Source organism: Nonomuraea sp. bgisy101, from assembly GCF_057708945.1.
Window position 1 is genome coordinate 400,014 of record NZ_JBYITD010000001.1, and the last position, 15,912, is coordinate 415,925.

A 15,912-nucleotide genomic window follows, 5' to 3' on the forward strand; every position below is an offset into this window, starting at 1 on the left:
CCCGCTACTTCTGCATCGAGCTCAGCACCGACAGGTAGTGCTGGTTGTACATGAGGCCGAGGACGTTGCCGAACGGGTCGACGACCGACGCCGTGACGAACCCCGGCCCTCTTGTGACCACCGGCTGATACTCCTTCGCGCCCATGGAGAGCAGCTTCTCCATGGCCGCGTGGACGTCGTCGACGTGCCAGTAGACGACCGCGCCGCCCGGCTCCCCGGGGGCGCCCTCGGGGGCGTAGCCGCTGTGGATCAGGCCGAACTCGTGCTGGTAGTCGCCGACGCGGAACTCGACGTAGGCGAGGTTGCCGTCGGGGCCCGACCGCTCGAAGTAGGGCTCGATGCCGAACACCTCGGCGTACCACCGCGTGGCGGCCCGCATGTCGTCGGCCCAGAAGCTGGTGGTGGTGAGGCCTCGCAGCATGGGTGGCTCCTTCGTGTTCTCGGTGAGTGACAATCTTCATTCTTCTCCTCAAAGTGCTCATCAAATGAGCACTTTCTTTTGCGAGACTGTGGTTCATGCGAGCCGACCGTCTGGTGGCCGCCCTGCTGCTGATGCAGTCGCGGGGCAGGATCACCGCCACCGAGCTGGCCGAGGAGCTCGAAGTCTCCGTGGCCACCGCCAGGCGTGACCTGGAAGCGTTGTCGGCTGCGGGCATCCCCGTCTACCCGCAGCCGGGCAGGGGCGGCGGCTGGTCGCTGCTCGGCGGGGCCCGCACCGACCTCAGCGGGCTGACCGCGCCCGAGGCCCAGGCGCTGTTCCTGCTCGTCGGACCGGCGGCGGCCATCGCCCCCGAGGTCAAATCGGCGCTGCGCAAGCTCGTGCGAGCGCTGCCACAGACGTTCAGGGCCGAGGCCGAGGCCGCGGCGAGCGCCGTCGTGATCGACCCCGCCCGATGGGGCGAGCACGGCCGGCGGCGGCCCGAGCTGGTGGACATCCTGCAGAACGCCACCGTCCGCAGGCTGAAGGTCCGCCTGTCCTACACCGGCAGAGGCAAGGGACGCACCGAACGACTCGTCGACCCGTGGGGCCTGGTCGACAAGGACGACATCTGGTACCTGGTGGCGGGCACCGACGACGGACAGCGCACCTTCAGGGTCGACAGGATCATCGCGGCCGACGTGACCGACCTGCCGGCCGGGCGGCCCGCCGACTTCGACCTGTCGCAGGCGTGGGGGCGGGTGGTCGACGAGGTGGAGCAGCACCGCTCGCAGCTGTCGGCCACCGTGCTCATCCAGGCGCGTTTCGTGCCCGTCCTGCGTGACCAGTTCGGACGGCACTGCGACGTGGTGGCGACGCTCGACGACGGGCGGGCGCGCGTCAGGGTCGCCGCGCCGACCCCGCTCATGATCGCCCAGTACCTCGCGGGCTGGGGCGCGCTCGTCGAGGTCGTGGACTCGCCTCCGGTGCGCGCCGAGCTCGCCAGGCTCGGCGCCGAGCTGGTAAAGCTGCACGGCCCGCCGGAGACCGGGGGGCAGGGTGTTCACTGAAGCCGGGTGCGGGCTCGGCGGCAGGCGTTCACTACACTCGGGGCCATCATGGCCGCTCAGATCTCTCCCAGCATCCTGTCCGCGGACTTCGCCCGTCTCGCCGACGAGGCCGCCCGCGTGCCCAACGCCGACTGGCTGCACGTGGACGTCATGGACAACCACTTCGTGCCGAATCTCACCCTCGGTCTGCCCGTCGTCGAGGCCCTGCTCAAGGCCACCTCGACGCCGATCGACTGCCACCTGATGATCACCGACCCGGACAGGTGGGCGCCCGCCTACGCCGAGGCGGGCGCGGGAAGCGTCACCATCCACGCCGAGGCGGCCAAGGCGCCGGTGCGCACGCTGCGCCAGATCCGCTCCGCGGGAGCCCGCGCCGGGTTCGCGCTCAACCCCGCGACGGACGTCGAGCCGTACGCGGACCTGCTCGGCGAGATCGACATGCTGCTGCTGATGACGGTCGAGCCGGGGTTCGGCGGGCAGAAGTTCCTCGACATGGTGCTGCCGAAGATCCGCAGGGCGCGCTCGCTGGTCGAGCGGCACGGCGGCCAGATCTGGCTGCAGGTCGACGGCGGCGTCACGGCCGACACGATCGAGCGCTGTGCCGAGGCGGGCGCCGACGTGTTCGTGGCCGGCAGCGCCGTCTACGGCGCGGCCGACCCCGCCTCGGCGATCGACAGGCTCAGGGAACTGGCCACCCCCCACACCGGCTGACGCCAGGCTCCCGGGGCGTCGGAGGGCGGCGGGAGCGGTTCACGCTCTCCCGTCCTGCCGTCCGTCCGGCGCCGGGCCCGGGCGGGGCGGCCGGGGAGTGGCCCCGCATGGGCGCGGGCTCCTCAGGCGGCCGGACTGCCGGGCGGCGGTTCGGGGAAGTGGCAGGCGGTGAGGTGGCCCTCGCCGTTGCCGGGCAGCCGGACCAGCGGCGGTTCCTCGACCGCGCACGTGGGCTGAGCCTTCCAGCAGCGGGTCCTGAACCGGCACCCTGACGGCGGGTCGATCGGCGAGGGGACGTCGCCCCGCAACCGGATCCGCTCCCTCGGGGCGCCGTCCACCTCCACCTCGGGCACCGCCGACAGCAGGGCGTGGGTGTAGGGGTGGCGTGGCCGCTCGTAGAGCGACGTCCTGTCCGCGATCTCCACGATCTTGCCGAGGTACATCACCGCCACCCGCTGCGAGAAGTGCCGCACCACCGCAAGATCGTGCGCGATGAACAGGAACGCGATCCCCAGTTCCCGCTGCAACCGCCGCAGCAGGTTGACGACCTGGGCCTGGATGGAGACGTCCAGCGCCGAGACCGGCTCGTCCGCGACGATCAGCCGAGGCTCCAGCGCCAGCGCGCGGGCGATGCCGATCCGCTGCCGCTGGCCGCCGGAGAACTCGTGCGGGAACCTGTTGACGTGCTCGGGGTTGAGCCCGACGGTCTCCAGCAGTTCGCGGACCTTGGCGTCCCGCGTGCCCGGCGAGTGGAGATCGTTGATGTCCATGGGGCCGCGCACGATCGAGCCGACCGTGTGCCTGGGGTTGAGCGACGCGTACGGATCCTGGAAGATCATCTGAATGTCCGGCCTGATTGGTTTCAGCGCACGCCGTCCCGCGTGGCTGATGTCGCGGCCGTCGTAGACGACCCGGCCGTCCGTCGGCTCCAGCAGCCTGGCCGCCAGCCGTCCCGCGGTCGACTTGCCGCACCCCGACTCGCCGACCAGGCCGAGCGTCTGCCCCGCCTGGATCGACAGGTCGATGCCGTCCACCGCGTGCACCTGGCCGACCTGCCGCCTGACCAGGAAGCCGCCCTTGACGGGGAAGTGCTTGCGCAGCCCCGACAGCTCCAGCAGCGTCATGGGCGGACCTCCTGCTTCTGCTTCGAGGTGAGGTAGCAGGCGTCGCTGTGCCCGCGGGGCGGGGAGAGCTCAGGCCGTTCGCCCGAGCACACCCGCGGTCCGGCCAGCGGGGCGAAGTCGCAGCGGGGGTGGAAGGGACAGCCCGGTGGCACGTTGATCAGGCTGGGCGGCGTGCCGCGCACCGGCACGAGTTCCTCGGTCACCGGGCGGCGCAGGCTCGGCATCGACCCGAGCAGACCCCAGGTGTAGGGGTGGCGGGGGTCGTGCAGAACCTCGCGGACCGTGCCGCGCTCGATGGCCCTGCCCGCGTACATCACCAGCACGTGATGAGCGGTGCTCGCCACCACGCCCAGGTCGTGGGTGATGAGGATGATGGCGCTGCCGGTCTGCTCCTGCAGGTCGCGCAGCAGGTCGAGGATCTGCGCCTGCACGGTCACGTCCAGCGCGGTGGTCGGCTCGTCGGCGATGAGCAGCGCCGGATCGCAGACCAGCGCCATGGCGATCGTCGCACGCTGCCGCATGCCGCCGGAGAACTGGTGCGGGAACTCCCGCGCCCGGGTCCTCGGCTGCGGGATGCCGACCCGGTCGAGCATCTCGACGGCCCGCTCCCAGGCGGCGGACCTGGAGGCGCCCCTGTGCCTGCGGTAGACCTCGGCGATCTGCGCCCCCACCGTGTGGTACGGCGAGAGCGACGTCAGCGGGTCCTGGAAGATCATGGCGATCTCGTTGCCGCGCAGCCGTTCCATCGTCGAGCGGGGCGCGCCCAGCAGGTCGCGGCCCTGGAAGACGATCCGGCCGGAGACACGCGAGGTCTGCGGGTCGTGCAGGCCGAGCACGGCCAGGTTCGTCACCGACTTGCCCGAGCCGGACTCGCCGACGACGCCCAGCGTGGTGCCCCGCTCCACGTCGAAGGACAGGCCGTCGACGGCGTGGACGACGCCGTCCTCGGTGTGGAAGTCCACGGTGAGATCGCGCACGTGGAGGAACACTAGGTCAGCCTCACCCTCGGGTCGATGACGGCGTAGAGGGCGTCGACCACGGCGTTCATGACCACGATCGCGCCCGCGGCGACCAGCACGGTGGCCATCAGCATCGGCAGGTCGGAGTAGGTGACGGCGCGGACCGACAGGCGGCCGATGCCCTGCAGGCCGAACGTGGTCTCGGTGATGATCGCACCGCCGATGAGCGTGCCGAGGTCGACGCCGAAGATGGTGACGACAGGGATGAGCGTGCCGCGCAGCGCGAAGCGCAGGACGACCGTACGGCCCGGCATGCCCTTGGCGCGGGCCGTACGGACGAAGTCCTCGCCCAGGTTCTCCACCATCGTCGAGCGGGTCATCCGCGTGTAGTTGGCGGTGAAGATGATCGCCAGCACCACCCAGGGCAGCAGCAGTCCCTGCGCCCATGCCAGCGGGTTCTGGGTGATCGGGGTGTAGCTCGGGACGGGAAGCAGCTTGCCCTGGTAGACCAGGAAATACAGGGCGAGCGTGCCGATGAAGTAGATCTGCACCGAGGCGCCGATCAGCGAGGCCACACTGGCGATCTTGTCGAGGGGCCGGCCGTGACGCAGCGCGGCGAGGATGCCGGTGCCGACGCCGAAGGTCAGGAAGATCGCCGCCGCGCCGACCGTCAGCGAGATCGTGACGGGCAGCCGATCGATGATCGTCTCGAACACCGGGGCGCGGTTGACGAAGGAGTAGCCGAGGCACGGGGCGGGACAGTGGCCGAGCCCGGGGAAGTCGCGCCCGGCGAAGACGCCGCCGAGCCAGGTGACGAACTGCACCACGATCGGCTGGTCCAGGCCGAGGTTGTGCCTGGCGAGCGCGAGCAGTTCGGGCGGGCAGACCTTGCCGCAGGCCAGGCTCGCGGGGTCGGAGGGCAGGGCGAAGAACAGGAAGAACGTCACCGCCGAGATGATCACCAGCGTGACCAGGGTCGTGATGGAGCGGCGGACGAGGAATCGGAGCACGGGGATCTCCTGCGGCGGGCGGGCCCCGGGCGCGGGAGCGCCCGGGGCGTGGCGCTACGGCTTCACGAAGATGGTGTTGGGAGAGACGATCCACTGCTGCGGGTCGATCTCCGCGCCGCCGACCTTGGAGCCGTGCAGCATCGTCGCTATGCGGTTCTCGGCGACGACCAGCGGCGTGATCGTCTCCTGGATCTTCTTGTCGAGGGCCATCCACGCGGCGTTCTGGGCGTCGATGTCGGGCATATCGGAGATCTTCTTCATCTCGGTCTTGAGCGCCGGATCGTTCAGGTGGGAGTAGTTCGGCGCGCCGTCGGCGACGGGGCCGAAGATGACGGGCAGGACCGTCGAGCCCGAGGCCCAGTCGGCGCCCCAGCCTCCCCAGTACAGGTCGAAGTCGTTCTTCACCAGGCCGATGGAGTCGTAGTAGGTCTTGCGGTCCATGGGCTTGGTGACGACCTTGATGCCCGCCTTCTCCAGCGCGTTCTTGATCGCGACCGTCACCCGCTCCTGCAGGGGGGTCTGGTTGTAGGCGTAGACGATGGTCGGCGTGGGATCGCTCGACTCGGCCAGCAACTGCTTGGCCTTCTCGATGTCACCCTCGGGCTTGGCGCCCTTGCCGAACACGTCATAGGACTGGTAGCCGACCGTGGTGTTCTCGTTGAGGATCGTCGTCGGCAGTGCCGCCGCCTGCGGCCCTCCCTCGATCTGCTGGATCTGCCTGGCCGGCCACGCGTGGTTGATCGCCTGCCGGATCTTGACGTCCTTCACCCTGTCGAGGTTGAAGTAGTAGTAGTTGCCGTAGGGCGACGGGCTGATCATCCGCCTCGAGGCCAGGCTCTGGTCGCCCAGCACCTGCTGCAGGCGCTCGGGCGGGGTGATCGCGTAGAAGGTGAACGCCTGCTGGTCGGCCCCCGCGTCGGCGACCAGCCGGTCGGTGATCTGCAACGGCTCCTGGCCGAACTCCAGCTTCCACCCGTCGGGGTAGGCGCCCCTGATCGGGTCGGTGGCGGGATCCCACTGGGGGTTGCGGGCCAGCTCGTAGGACTTGTCGACGACGTGGGACTTGATGATGTACGGCCCGCTCGCCACGGGCTCCTTGTCGTACTGCTCCTTGGTGTCCTTGGCCTTGGGCACGATGCCGTACCCGGCCATGGCGAAGGCGTAGTTGGCGTCGGCGTGCGGTGACGTGAACTTGAAGACGACCGTCTTGTCGTCGGGCGTCTCGATGGCGTCGAGCTCCTTGCCGCCGTAGGGCCCCTCGTAGGCCGCGCGGTGGTCCACCTGGGTCAGCCACTGCTGGATGTAGGTCGGCCCCTGGGTGATGAAGGGGGCGAACATCCGCTCGATCGTCCACTTCACGTCCGCCGAGGTGATCGGCGCGCCGTCCTGCCACTTCACGCCGTCCTTCAGGGTGAAGGTCCAGGTCCTGCCGCCGTCGGAGGCGGTGCCCGCGTCGGTGGCCAGGTCGCCGACGAGCTTGTAGTCGCCCTTGGCCACCCGCTTGTAGCCGGTCAGTCCGCGATGGATGAGCAGGCCGAAGTTGGCCTCGGTGTTGACGTAGATCTGGGCGGGGTCGAGATGGGAGAAGTCGTCCCTGTCGATCATTGTGACGGTGCCGCCCTTGACGACGCCTTCGGGCTCGATGGCAGGGCCCTTGGAGTCGTCCGCGGTCCCGACCGAGATCGTCGGCGGGGTGTAGGCGGCGGCCGGGGGCGCCGTCTGCTGGCTCGTCCCCGGTGGGGGAGCGCCCTGGTTGCCCGGCGCGCAGGCGCCGGTGAGCGCCAGGGCCGCGGCGGCGAGTACGGCGATGGCCGTGCGGACGGACATGTCTCTCCTATCGTTTGATCTTCGGGTCGAAGGCGTCGCGGACCGAGTCGCCGAGCAGGTTGAAGGCGACCACGAACACCAGCAGCGCGACGCCTGGGAAGACGAGGTAGGTGATGTCGTTCTGGTAGACCTCCGTGCCGCGCAGGAACATGCGGCCCCAGTCGGGGATCGGCTCGATCATGCCGACGCCCAGGAACGACAGCGCCGCCTCGGCCGTCACCAGAGCGGGCAGCAGCAGCGTCGACTGGATGAGGATCGGCGTCCACAGGTTGGGAAGCAGTTCCCTGAACACCACCCTGGTGGGCGAGGCCCCCGTCACCCTGGCCGCCTCGACGAACTCCCGCTCCCTCAGCGTCAGCACCTGCCCGCGCAGCAGCCTGGCCAGCCCCGCCCAGCCGAACGCGGTCAGGACGACGACAAGTGTCACCGCGCGCAGCCACACGGGTGTCTGCTCGTCGGGCCTGACGAAGAGGTTCTCCACGACCGGCATGAACGCGATCGTGAACAGCACGGCGGGAAAGGACAGCACGATGTCGATCACCCTGCCGATGAGCGAGTCGACCCGTCCTCCCGCGTATCCCGCGACGATCCCGAGCACCACTCCGAGCAGCGAGGTCAGCAGCGTGGCCACCACCGCGATCAGCAGGGAGGTCCTGATGCCGTAGACGAGCTGGGTGAACACGTCACGGCCGAGACCGGGCTCGATCCCGAACCAGAATGCCGAACCCACGCCCCCGTTCGGCTGCACCGGATAACCGAAGTCGTTGAGCAGTCCGGGGCTTTCCTGGCCATAAAGCGTGTACGGGTCCCTGCCGTACACGAGTGAAATGAGCGGCGCCGAGACGGCGACGAGGAAGAAGAAGGCGACGACCAGCGCGGCGGCGACGCCGGTGCGGTCGCGTTTGAAGCGCAGCCACATCAACTGGCCCGGCGACCGGCCCACGGCCTGGGGTATCGGGGTCATGGCGGCGGCGTCGAGCGCCTGGGTCGGGATGGTCATGGGGGTGCTCCCGGATCTTTGTGCCTCGTTCGCACGTTCGCAGCAGCGACCCGGATAAATCAATGCCTGCGCCTTCTTTAACGATTCTGTCGAACAACGTGGACGTATTCGAGGCGCTATTTCCCGTTGCCGCACCGGCGAATTGGAGCGACAATCGGCGGCGTGTGGGACGGCTCGTCACGGAATCGCGACACGAACCCGACGAACCCCAGACATAGGATCATGGTTGTGGGGTAATTAAACACTTATGGAGGATCACGGGCTGTTCGGGCCGCAATCGGTGACCTGGCGGGTGATGGGGGAGCCCATCCTGCTGGTGGGCGGCTTCCGCGCCCTGCTCATGCAGGGCCTGCATCCCAGGGCGATGCGCGGAGTGCTGCAGAACTCCGCGCTCATGGACCCCGCCGAGTCGTGGTCGCGTTTCCTGCGCACCACCGAGTTCGTCAGGGTCCGCACGTACGGCACGCGGGCCGAGGTCGCCCGCGCGGGAGCGAGGGTCAGGAAGATCCACGCCACGTTGACGGCGCTCGACCCCGACACCGGCGAGCGCTTCCGTCTCGACGAGCCCGAGGCGTTGCGCTGGGTGCACGTCGGCGAGGTCGACTCCTACCTGTCGGTGGCCCGCAGGGCGGGGGTGCGGCTGACCGACGACGAGGCCGACAGGTTCGTCGCCGAATGGCGGTCGGCGGCCGAGGTGGTCGGGCTGTCGCCCGCGGACGTGCCGGGGTCGGTGGCGGAACTGCGCGACTACATCGGCGCCGCGCGGCCGGGGCTGCGTTTCGTGCCGGAGGCGGCCCACCCGCTGCGGATGTCGCTCAACGCGCCGCTGCCGCTGTACCTCGCGCCGTTGAAGCCGATGCTGCCCGCGCTCACGCTGCTGGCGTTCGCGACGCTGCCGCGGTGGGCCCGCCGGCTGTACGGGCTGCCGGCGACGCCGGTGGGCGACCTGTGGGCGACCGCGTCGCTGCGGGCGCTCCACACTGGGATCGGGTTCGTGCCGGCTCAGGTCCGCTACGCCCCCGCCGCCCGCCGCGCCCGCCGCCTCATGGCGGCGTGACGCCTGTCCGGCGGCGCCGGGTCGTGGCGGCCCGGCATCCGGGCGTCCGTGTGGTGCGCCGGGCGTGGCGGCGTGATGTCCGGACGGTCTGTAGGGCCCGCCGGGCCTGGCGGGCCCCTCCGGCGCGTGGCGCCGCCCTCCGAAGAGACGCTGCTCGGGCGGCGGCGGGGCGCTGACCAAGCGTTTGTTTGGGTTTGTTGGCGGGGGTGGTCGCGCCGGGCTTTTCGGGCATGGCACACTGGACGAGAACAGAGCTAGCGTGCTCCGGGGTCGGTGAAAATCCGAACCGGCGGTGACAGTCCGCGACCCGGCCGATGCCATCGGCCGGTTGACTCGGTGAAATTCCGGGACCGACGGTGAAAGTCCGGATGGGAGGAAGCGCGCGGGTGTCCGGTGTCCAACCAGGCGCCTCTGTGGTGCATGCGTCGCAGCACCCTGTCATCCCCGGGGCCCGCCGTAGCTGAGAGCTACTGGCGAGTAGGAGGTCCGGGGGTGGACGAACCCGCCCAGTCAAGGCCGGGCATTGCCGTACCCGAAATCCCCGAGAGCGACGACGCCCTGCACATGGCCAGGGCCGTCAGGCTGGCCGCGATGGGACGCGGCACCACCAGCCCCAACCCGGTCGTCGGCTGCGTCATCGTCGACGCGTCGGGAGCGCACGCGGGAGAGGGCTTCCACGCCTACGCGGGCGGACCGCACGCGGAGGTCGTGGCACTGAGCGAGGCGGGTGAGCGCGCCAGGGGCGGCACCGCCTACGTGACGCTCGAGCCGTGCGCCCACACCGGACGCACGGGCCCCTGCTCGGAGGCGTTGCTGAAGGCGGGGATCGCCAGGGTGGTGATCGCCGTTCCCGACCCCAACCCGCAGGCCGCGGGCGGGGCGGAGCAGCTGCGCGCGCACGGGGTCGGGGTCGAGGTCGGGCTGCTGGCCGAGAAGGCCGAGCGCGGCAACGCCGAGTGGCTCACGTTCATCCGCAAGGGCCGGCCCCACGTGACGTGGAAGTTCGCCGCCACGCTCGACGGAAGGTCGGCGGCGGAGGACGGCACGAGCCAGTGGATCACCTCGCCCGAGGCGCGGGCGGACGTCCACCGGTTGCGGGCGGAGTCCGACGCGATCATCGCGGGGATCGGCACCGTCCTGGCCGACGACCCCCGCCTCACCGCCCGCCCCGCCCCGCTTTCACCACAAAGGCCCGGTGCGACGTCATCCGAGCCCGGCGGGGTGTCCGGGGCGGCGTTCTCCGGCCCCGGAGCCTCCCGTCTGGCGGCTCGCGGCCTGGGCCCCTCGGGGCGCGCGGGACGGCAGCCGCTGCGGGTGGTCGTCGACACCGACGCGCGCACCCCCGCGCACGCCGGCGTCCTGTCCGCGGAGGCGCCCACCCTCGTCGCCGTCGCCGAGGACGCCGACACCGGCCTCCAGGTCCCCGTCCTGCGCCTGCCGCGGTCCCCACAAGGCGGCCTCGACCTGCACACCCTGCTGGCCGAGCTGGCCCGCATGGAAGTCGTCAGCGTGTTCCTGGAAGGCGGCGCGACCCTCGCTGGTTCCTTCATGAGGGAAGGGCTGATCGACCGTGTCATCGCCTACGTGGCGCCCGCGCTCCTCGGTTCGGGGAGCGCCGCGCTCGGACAGGCGGGCGTGCGGACGATCGCCGACACCCACCGGCTGGTCTTCGAGGAAGTAACCCCCATCGGGACGGACCTGCGGATCACCGCCCGCCCCGCGACTGAGGAGAACTGATGTTCACCGGAATTGTGGAAGAACTGGGCGAGATCGTGGCGGTCGAGCACCAGGGCGACGCGGCGAGGCTGTCGGTGCGCGGCAAGGTCGTCACCTCCGACGCCAAGCACGGCGACTCGATCGCGGTCAACGGCGTGTGCCTGACGGTCGTCGACGTCGAGGACGACGTGTTCACCGTCGACGTGATGAGGGAGACGCTCAGGAGAAGCTCGCTCAGGAGCGTGGAGAGCGGCGCGCGGGTCAACCTGGAGCGGGCAGTACGGGCCGACCAGCGCCTTGGCGGGCACATCGTGCAGGGCCACGTCGACGGCACCGGCGTCCTGCTGTCGCGCGAGCCCGGCGAACGATGGGACGACGTGCGGTTCTCGCTGCCGGAGGAGCTGAACAGGTACGTGGCGGAGAAGGGCTCGATCGCCGTCGACGGCATCAGCCTGACCGTCACCACCGTGGACGAGGAGAGCTTCGGCGTCAGCCTCATCCCGACCACGCTCGAACTGACGACGCTGGGCGACAGGGCCGAGGGCGACCTGGTCAACCTCGAGGTGGACGTGATCGCGAAGTACGTCGAGAAGCTGGTGGTGACCAAGTGAGCGGCGACTTCACCGTCTTCGGCACGCCCGTCTACTGGACGGACCTGATCGGCAACATCGCCGCCCTGGCGACCGTGGTGCTGGCGATGCGCAGGTCGATGTGGACGTGGCCGGTGCAGCTCACCGGCGCGGTGCTGCTGTTCATCGCCTCCGTCAACGCCCACATCACAGGAAACGCGCTCAAGCAGGTGCTGTTCGGCGCGCTGGCCGTCTACGGCTGGTACAAGTGGACCAAGGGCAGGCGCGACGACGGCGGTCTGGAGGTCAGGCCCGCCACCGTGGTGGAGCGCTCGACGCTGATCGGCACCATGCTGGCCGGCACGGTCGTGGTCGCGCTGCTGTTCACGTGGCTCAACTCGATGGGCCTGAACATCTCGTGGGCGCCGTGGCCCGACGCCTACATCTTCGTCGGCTCGGCGGTGGCCACGTTCGCGCAGGGCAGGGCGCTGATCGACTTCTGGTGGATCTGGGTCCTGGTCGACCTGGTCGGCGTGCCGCTGGCGTTCACCTCGGGCCTGGTGGTCTCGGGCGCGGTCTACGCGATCTTCCTCGTGCTGGTCCTGCTCGGCTTCCGCAGCTGGCTGAAGCAGTACAGGTCGGCGAAGACGGCGGCGGTGCCGGCATGAGCATCCTCTTCGACTCGGTCGAGCGGGCCGTCCACGACATCCGCGAGGGCAGGCCCGTTGTGGTCGTCGACGACGAGAACCGCGAGAACGAGGGCGACATCATCTTCGCCGCCGCGAAGGCCACGCCGGAGCTGCTGACCTTCACCATTCGCCACACCAGCGGCGTCATCTGCGTGCCGATGGAGGGCAAGGAGCTCGACCGGCTGGGCCTGCCGCTCATGGTGGTCCAGAACAAGGAGCGGATGCGGACCGCGTACACCATCAGCGTCGACGCCCGCGACGGCGTCACCACCGGCATCTCCGCCGCGGACCGGGCCAGGACCATCCGGACGCTGGCCGACTCCGCCACCGAGCCACAGGAGCTGGTACGGCCGGGCCACATCTTCCCGCTGCGCTACCACGAGGGCGGCGTCCTGGCCAGGCGGGGCCACACGGAGGCCGCCGTCGACCTGGCCCGCATGGCGGGGCTCAGCTCCGCGGGCGTGCTGGCCGAGATCGTCAACGACGACGGCACCATGGCCAGGCTGCCGGAGCTGCGCGCCTTCGCCGACCGGCACGATCTCGCGCTCATCTCCATCGAGCAGCTCGTCGACCACCGGCGGCGCACCGAGAGCATGGTCACGAGGGTCGCCGAGACCAGGCTGCCCAACGCGCACGGCATGTGGCGCGCCTACGGCTACGCCAGCGCCCTCGACGGCGGCGAGCATGTCGCCCTGGTGCTCGGCGAGCTGGGCGACGGCGAGAACGTCCTGGTCCGCGCCCACTCCGAGTGCCTGACCGGCGACGTGTTCGGCTCGCTGCGCTGCGACTGCGGCGTGCAGCTCGACCAGGCGATGGCGGCCATCGCGAAGGAGGGCCGCGGTGTGGTCGTTTACCTGCGCGGACACGAGGGCAGGGGCATCGGCCTGCTGGCCAAGCTCAGGGCCTACAGCCTGCAGGACAACGGCAGCGACACCGTCGACGCCAACCTGGAGCTCGGCCTGCCCGTCGACGCGAGAGAGTTCTCCAACGCCGGGCAGATGCTGGCCGACCTCGGCGTCAAGTCGGTCAGGCTGCTCACCAACAACCCGGCCAAGCTGCGCGGCATGGACGGCTACGGCATCAAGGTGCTGGGCCGCGAGCCGCTGCCGGCGGCCGAGAACCCGTACAACGAGAGCTACCTGAGGGCCAAGCGCGAGCGATTGGGGCACGAGCTGTGAGCGGAGAGGGCAGGCCGACGGCGACGTCGGTCGACGCGGAAGGGCTGAGCGTCGGCATCGTGGCGGCCAGCTGGCACGGGAAGATCACCGACCAGCTGGTCGCGCGGGCCGTACAGGCCGCCCAGGACAGCGGCGCGAACGCCACGGTGGTGCGCGTGGCGGGCTCGCTGGAGATCCCGGTCGTGGCCCAGGCCATGGCCAGGAGGCACGACGCGGTGGTGGCGCTCGGCGCGGTGATCCGCGGCGAGACGGCCCACTTCGACTACGTCTGCGACTCGGTGACGGCGGGACTCACCAGGATCTCGCTCGACGAGGAGACGCCCGTCGGCAACGGCGTCCTCACCTGCGACACCCTCGACCAGGCGCTCGCCAGGAGCGGGCTGCCCGACAGCCTCGAGGACAAGGGCTACGAGTCCACGGTCGCGGCGCTGGAGACGGCGCTGCTGCTGCGCGGGCTGCGATAGTTTTCCATGGTCGACTGAACCCCTCCCAACCAGCGAGAGCCGAGATGCCAGAGCAAGTCAACCCCCCGTCCCTGCCCCTCACCTGGCGGCCGGTCAGGGCGAGATACGTTGCCTACGGCTTCGCGGCTCTCATCGTCGTCGGCGCGATCGTGATGGCGCTGCTGATCTCGGAGCCCTTCAAGCTCCCCGACAAGATCATGATCGTCGCCTTCGGGTGCGCGGTCGCGTGGGTGCTGCACCGCCTCGGCAGGGTCAGGGTCGAGGCGGACGAGGAGGGCATCACCCTCGTCAACGCGCTGCGCACCCACCGCTACACCTGGCCCGAGGTGCTCGACGTCACGCTGCTCGAAGGCGACCCGTGGCCGAAGATCGACTTCTCCGACGGGATGACGGTGGGCGCGATGGGCATCCAGGGCAGCGAGAAGGCCCGCGCCCGCCGCGCCACCGCCGAGCTCGAGTCCCTCATCAGGGCCAAGGGCGAGGCCAGCGAGTAGGCGGGCCGGTCAGCCCACGAGGTGGGCGGGCCAGGCCCGCCGGCGCAGGGAAGAGGAGGCAGGCCCGCCGACCCAACGAGCGGGCCGGCCGGTCAGTCCAGGGCCCACGCCTTCTCCGCGGCCAGGACCCTGGCGACCTCGGCCGGTACGGCGTCGCGGACCTCGACGACGCCGTTCTCCTCACGCAGCACGGTCACGATACCGGTCACCAGCCGACGCCTGCGGAGCACGTCCTGAGCCCGCACCTCCCGTTCGGCGGTGAGCGTCTCGGGCTCCCTGGGCGCGCCGGGCGCCGCGGGCTCGGACGTCGCGCTCTCCGCGACGGCCCCGCCGGGTGCGGCGGTCCCGGTCGCCGTGCTGCCGTTGTGCTCGGCCCTGGTGCGGCCGGTCCCGAAGGACTCCGCCTGAGCCCCTTCGGCAGGGGAGCGTCCTGTCTCGGCGCGCCCCGTCCCGGAGTGCCCTGTCACGGTGCGCGCGGGCTCGAAGTGGGCTGTCCCCGGTGTCGCGGACTCGGGGCGGCCGGTGGCGGCCATCGCCGAGCCGAAGGCGGCGGCGTGCTCCCGGCCGGCGTGCTCACGGTCCACGCTGTCCTGGCCGGCGTGCTCCAGGCCGGTGACCCGCCCTGCTGCCTCCCCCTCCGTGAGGGACGCCGGCCCGCTCTCCGCGAGGGAGACCGGACCGCTCTCCGGGAGGGAGACCGGACCGCTCTCCGGGAGGGAGGCCGGATCGGCGGGCGGGACGATCGGCCGCCACTGCCACAGCCGGTAGCTCAGTCCCGGGTGCGGGCGCTCCACCAGCTCGCCGAACGAGAGCTGGAAGGTAGGCAGCCCGTCAGGGTTCAGCCTCCTGGCGATGGCCACCGAGCTGCGCAGCTCGTTGAGGTAGCGGCTTCGGTTGCCCTCGTCGGTGTCGAGCAGCCAGGTCGGCGGGCGCGTCATCAGCCGCGTCCGCAGGTCACCGAGCAGCTCGGCCAGCCTGACCTCGTGCTCATGGTCGAGCGGCCAGTCCTCCTCCGCCTTCGGCGGGGCGGGCGGCGCGGGCGGCTCCGCCGAGCCGAGCACTCTGGTCGAGACCCAGTCGCCCAGCGCCGAGCGCGCCTCGGCCGTCTCCACCGGCTTGGCGTCCGCGTCGATGCCGTCGGGACGCAGGTGCAGGGCCGGGTCGAACACGTCCCTGATGGGCCAGAAGCGCAGCAGCCGCTCGGCGTTGTGCGCGTACAGGTGGAGGCCGTACTCGAAGAAGGCGGGGCCGATCAGCACGCTGCGCCCCGACGCGGCGGACATGTACGGCGTGACGGCCACGACCCCGGTCTCCGCGACGCACCGGGCGTCGGCCACGAGCTTGCCGTGTCCCTCCCACGGGGGCGGCGGGGCGTCCCACACCTCCAACCTGACGCGGCTGTGCTCGGCACTCGCGTACAGGTAGACCTGACGGTCGAGCTCGGCCAGGTGGACCCGGGTGTCGACGCCCTGGAGCCCGCTCACGCCACGGAGCATGAACTGCCCGTAGGTGATGGGGACCTCATCGTCCATGGTGTCCAGCAGGTGGGCCATGCGCGTACTCCGGATTCACAGATAGGGGTTGTGTGAATGTACCGGAATTCAGCCAGTTTGGCCTGCGTGGACC

At 70.6% G+C, this 15,912-nt stretch carries 16 protein-coding genes and 1 riboswitch; of the genes, 9 read left to right on the top strand and 7 right to left on the bottom strand.

The window, feature by feature from the left end; all coding sequences use genetic code 11:
• Positions 1-4: 4 nt before the first annotated feature.
• A complete protein-coding gene (locus tag AC3EO4_RS01905) occupies positions 5-421 on the bottom strand; it encodes a VOC family protein (RefSeq protein WP_379579356.1) in 417 nt (138 codons plus the stop codon).
• 95 nt (positions 422-516) lie between these two features.
• On the opposite strand from AC3EO4_RS01905, the gene AC3EO4_RS01910 reads away from it, so the two are divergent.
• On the top strand, positions 517-1,488 hold the full coding sequence (locus AC3EO4_RS01910) for a helix-turn-helix transcriptional regulator (RefSeq protein WP_431893228.1): 972 nt from the start codon (positions 517-519) through the stop codon (positions 1,486-1,488).
• A 48-nt stretch (positions 1,489-1,536) separates the two neighbouring features.
• Positions 1,537-2,199, top strand: a complete 663-nt coding sequence (gene rpe / locus AC3EO4_RS01915; RefSeq protein ID WP_379579352.1) for a ribulose-phosphate 3-epimerase — start codon at positions 1,537-1,539, stop codon at positions 2,197-2,199.
• Positions 2,200-2,321: 122 nt separating this feature from the next.
• Here the strand turns inward: rpe and AC3EO4_RS01920 are convergent, their stop codons facing one another.
• Genes AC3EO4_RS01920 through AC3EO4_RS01940 form a run of 5 tightly spaced genes read right to left on the bottom strand, consistent with a single transcriptional unit; the run spans position 2,322 to position 8,119 of the window.
• Positions 2,322-3,323 carry an ABC transporter ATP-binding protein gene (locus AC3EO4_RS01920; RefSeq protein WP_379579351.1) on the bottom strand — a complete coding sequence of 334 codons (1,002 nt, stop codon included), beginning with the start codon at positions 3,321-3,323 and terminating at the stop codon, positions 2,322-2,324.
• Positions 3,320-4,300 (bottom strand): ABC transporter ATP-binding protein, encoded by a 981-nt coding sequence (locus AC3EO4_RS01925; RefSeq protein WP_379579349.1) that lies wholly within the window; start codon positions 4,298-4,300, stop codon positions 3,320-3,322. The genes AC3EO4_RS01920 and AC3EO4_RS01925 overlap by 4 nt, the downstream gene beginning before the upstream one ends.
• A gap of 11 nt (positions 4,301-4,311) precedes the next feature.
• The gene (locus AC3EO4_RS01930; RefSeq protein WP_431893232.1) at positions 4,312-5,292 is read right to left on the bottom strand and encodes an ABC transporter permease; all 981 of its coding nucleotides are present in this window, start codon (positions 5,290-5,292) and stop codon (positions 4,312-4,314) included.
• Positions 5,293-5,346: 54 nt separating this feature from the next.
• Positions 5,347-7,119, bottom strand: a complete 1,773-nt coding sequence (locus AC3EO4_RS01935) for an ABC transporter substrate-binding protein (RefSeq protein ID WP_379579345.1) — start codon at positions 7,117-7,119, stop codon at positions 5,347-5,349.
• 7 nt (positions 7,120-7,126) lie between these two features.
• Complete coding sequence (locus tag AC3EO4_RS01940) at positions 7,127-8,119, bottom strand: ABC transporter permease (protein WP_431893234.1); 993 nt, start codon at positions 8,117-8,119, stop codon at positions 7,127-7,129.
• A 247-nt stretch (positions 8,120-8,366) separates the two neighbouring features.
• On the opposite strand from AC3EO4_RS01940, the gene AC3EO4_RS01945 reads away from it, so the two are divergent.
• The 7 genes from AC3EO4_RS01945 to AC3EO4_RS01975 all read left to right on the top strand — a co-directional run bounded on the left by AC3EO4_RS01945 (position 8,367) and on the right by AC3EO4_RS01975 (position 14,286).
• Positions 8,367-9,176 (top strand): oxygenase MpaB family protein, encoded by an 810-nt coding sequence (locus AC3EO4_RS01945; RefSeq protein ID WP_379579341.1) that lies wholly within the window; start codon positions 8,367-8,369, stop codon positions 9,174-9,176.
• Between the two features lie 255 nt (positions 9,177-9,431).
• Positions 9,432-9,562: riboswitch (FMN riboswitch) on the top strand.
• Positions 9,563-9,668: 106 nt separating this feature from the next.
• Entirely contained in the window at positions 9,669-10,913 is a 1,245-nt protein-coding gene (ribD, locus tag AC3EO4_RS01950) for a bifunctional diaminohydroxyphosphoribosylaminopyrimidine deaminase/5-amino-6-(5-phosphoribosylamino)uracil reductase RibD (protein WP_431893236.1), read from the top strand.
• Positions 10,913-11,503, top strand: coding sequence for a riboflavin synthase (locus AC3EO4_RS01955; protein ID WP_379579336.1), 591 nt, complete (start codon positions 10,913-10,915; stop codon positions 11,501-11,503). Before ribD ends, AC3EO4_RS01955 begins: the two co-directional genes overlap by 1 nt.
• Positions 11,500-12,129: a nicotinamide riboside transporter PnuC gene (pnuC, locus tag AC3EO4_RS01960; protein WP_379579334.1), complete on the top strand. Its 630-nt coding sequence runs from the start codon at positions 11,500-11,502 to the stop codon at positions 12,127-12,129. Before AC3EO4_RS01955 ends, pnuC begins: the two co-directional genes overlap by 4 nt.
• Positions 12,126-13,328: a bifunctional 3,4-dihydroxy-2-butanone-4-phosphate synthase/GTP cyclohydrolase II gene (locus AC3EO4_RS01965; RefSeq protein WP_431893239.1), complete on the top strand. Its 1,203-nt coding sequence runs from the start codon at positions 12,126-12,128 to the stop codon at positions 13,326-13,328. The genes pnuC and AC3EO4_RS01965 overlap by 4 nt, the downstream gene beginning before the upstream one ends.
• On the top strand, positions 13,325-13,792 hold the full coding sequence (gene ribH, locus AC3EO4_RS01970) for a 6,7-dimethyl-8-ribityllumazine synthase (protein WP_379579330.1): 468 nt from the start codon (positions 13,325-13,327) through the stop codon (positions 13,790-13,792). The genes AC3EO4_RS01965 and ribH overlap by 4 nt, the downstream gene beginning before the upstream one ends.
• Positions 13,793-13,836: 44 nt before the next feature.
• Positions 13,837-14,286 carry a PH domain-containing protein gene (locus AC3EO4_RS01975; RefSeq protein ID WP_379579328.1) on the top strand — a complete coding sequence of 150 codons (450 nt, stop codon included), beginning with the start codon at positions 13,837-13,839 and terminating at the stop codon, positions 14,284-14,286.
• A 92-nt stretch (positions 14,287-14,378) separates the two neighbouring features.
• Here AC3EO4_RS01975 and AC3EO4_RS01980 read toward each other — a convergent pair whose 3' ends face one another.
• The gene (locus AC3EO4_RS01980; RefSeq protein WP_431893244.1) at positions 14,379-15,839 is read right to left on the bottom strand and encodes a hypothetical protein; all 1,461 of its coding nucleotides are present in this window, start codon (positions 15,837-15,839) and stop codon (positions 14,379-14,381) included.
• Between the last annotated feature and the right edge of the window lie 73 nt (positions 15,840-15,912).

Bases quoted from the DNA above. Each gene is read 5' to 3' on its own strand.
- AC3EO4_RS01905 (WP_379579356.1), bottom strand. From the start codon at position 421: ATGCTGCGAGGCCTCACCACCACCAGCTTCTGGGCCGACGACATGCGG.
- AC3EO4_RS01910 (WP_431893228.1), top strand. From the start codon at position 517: ATGCGAGCCGACCGTCTGGTGGCCGCCCTGCTGCTGATGCAGTCGCGG.
- rpe (WP_379579352.1), top strand. From the start codon at position 1,537: ATGGCCGCTCAGATCTCTCCCAGCATCCTGTCCGCGGACTTCGCCCGT.
- AC3EO4_RS01920 (WP_379579351.1), bottom strand. From the start codon at position 3,323: ATGACGCTGCTGGAGCTGTCGGGGCTGCGCAAGCACTTCCCCGTCAAG.
- AC3EO4_RS01935 (WP_379579345.1), bottom strand. From the start codon at position 7,119: ATGTCCGTCCGCACGGCCATCGCCGTACTCGCCGCCGCGGCCCTGGCG.
- AC3EO4_RS01940 (WP_431893234.1), bottom strand. From the start codon at position 8,119: ATGACCATCCCGACCCAGGCGCTCGACGCCGCCGCCATGACCCCGATA.
- AC3EO4_RS01945 (WP_379579341.1), top strand. From the start codon at position 8,367: ATGGAGGATCACGGGCTGTTCGGGCCGCAATCGGTGACCTGGCGGGTG.
- AC3EO4_RS01955 (WP_379579336.1), top strand. From the start codon at position 10,913: ATGTTCACCGGAATTGTGGAAGAACTGGGCGAGATCGTGGCGGTCGAG.
- AC3EO4_RS01965 (WP_431893239.1), top strand. From the start codon at position 12,126: ATGAGCATCCTCTTCGACTCGGTCGAGCGGGCCGTCCACGACATCCGC.
- AC3EO4_RS01975 (WP_379579328.1), top strand. From the start codon at position 13,837: ATGCCAGAGCAAGTCAACCCCCCGTCCCTGCCCCTCACCTGGCGGCCG.
- AC3EO4_RS01980 (WP_431893244.1), bottom strand. From the start codon at position 15,839: ATGGCCCACCTGCTGGACACCATGGACGATGAGGTCCCCATCACCTAC.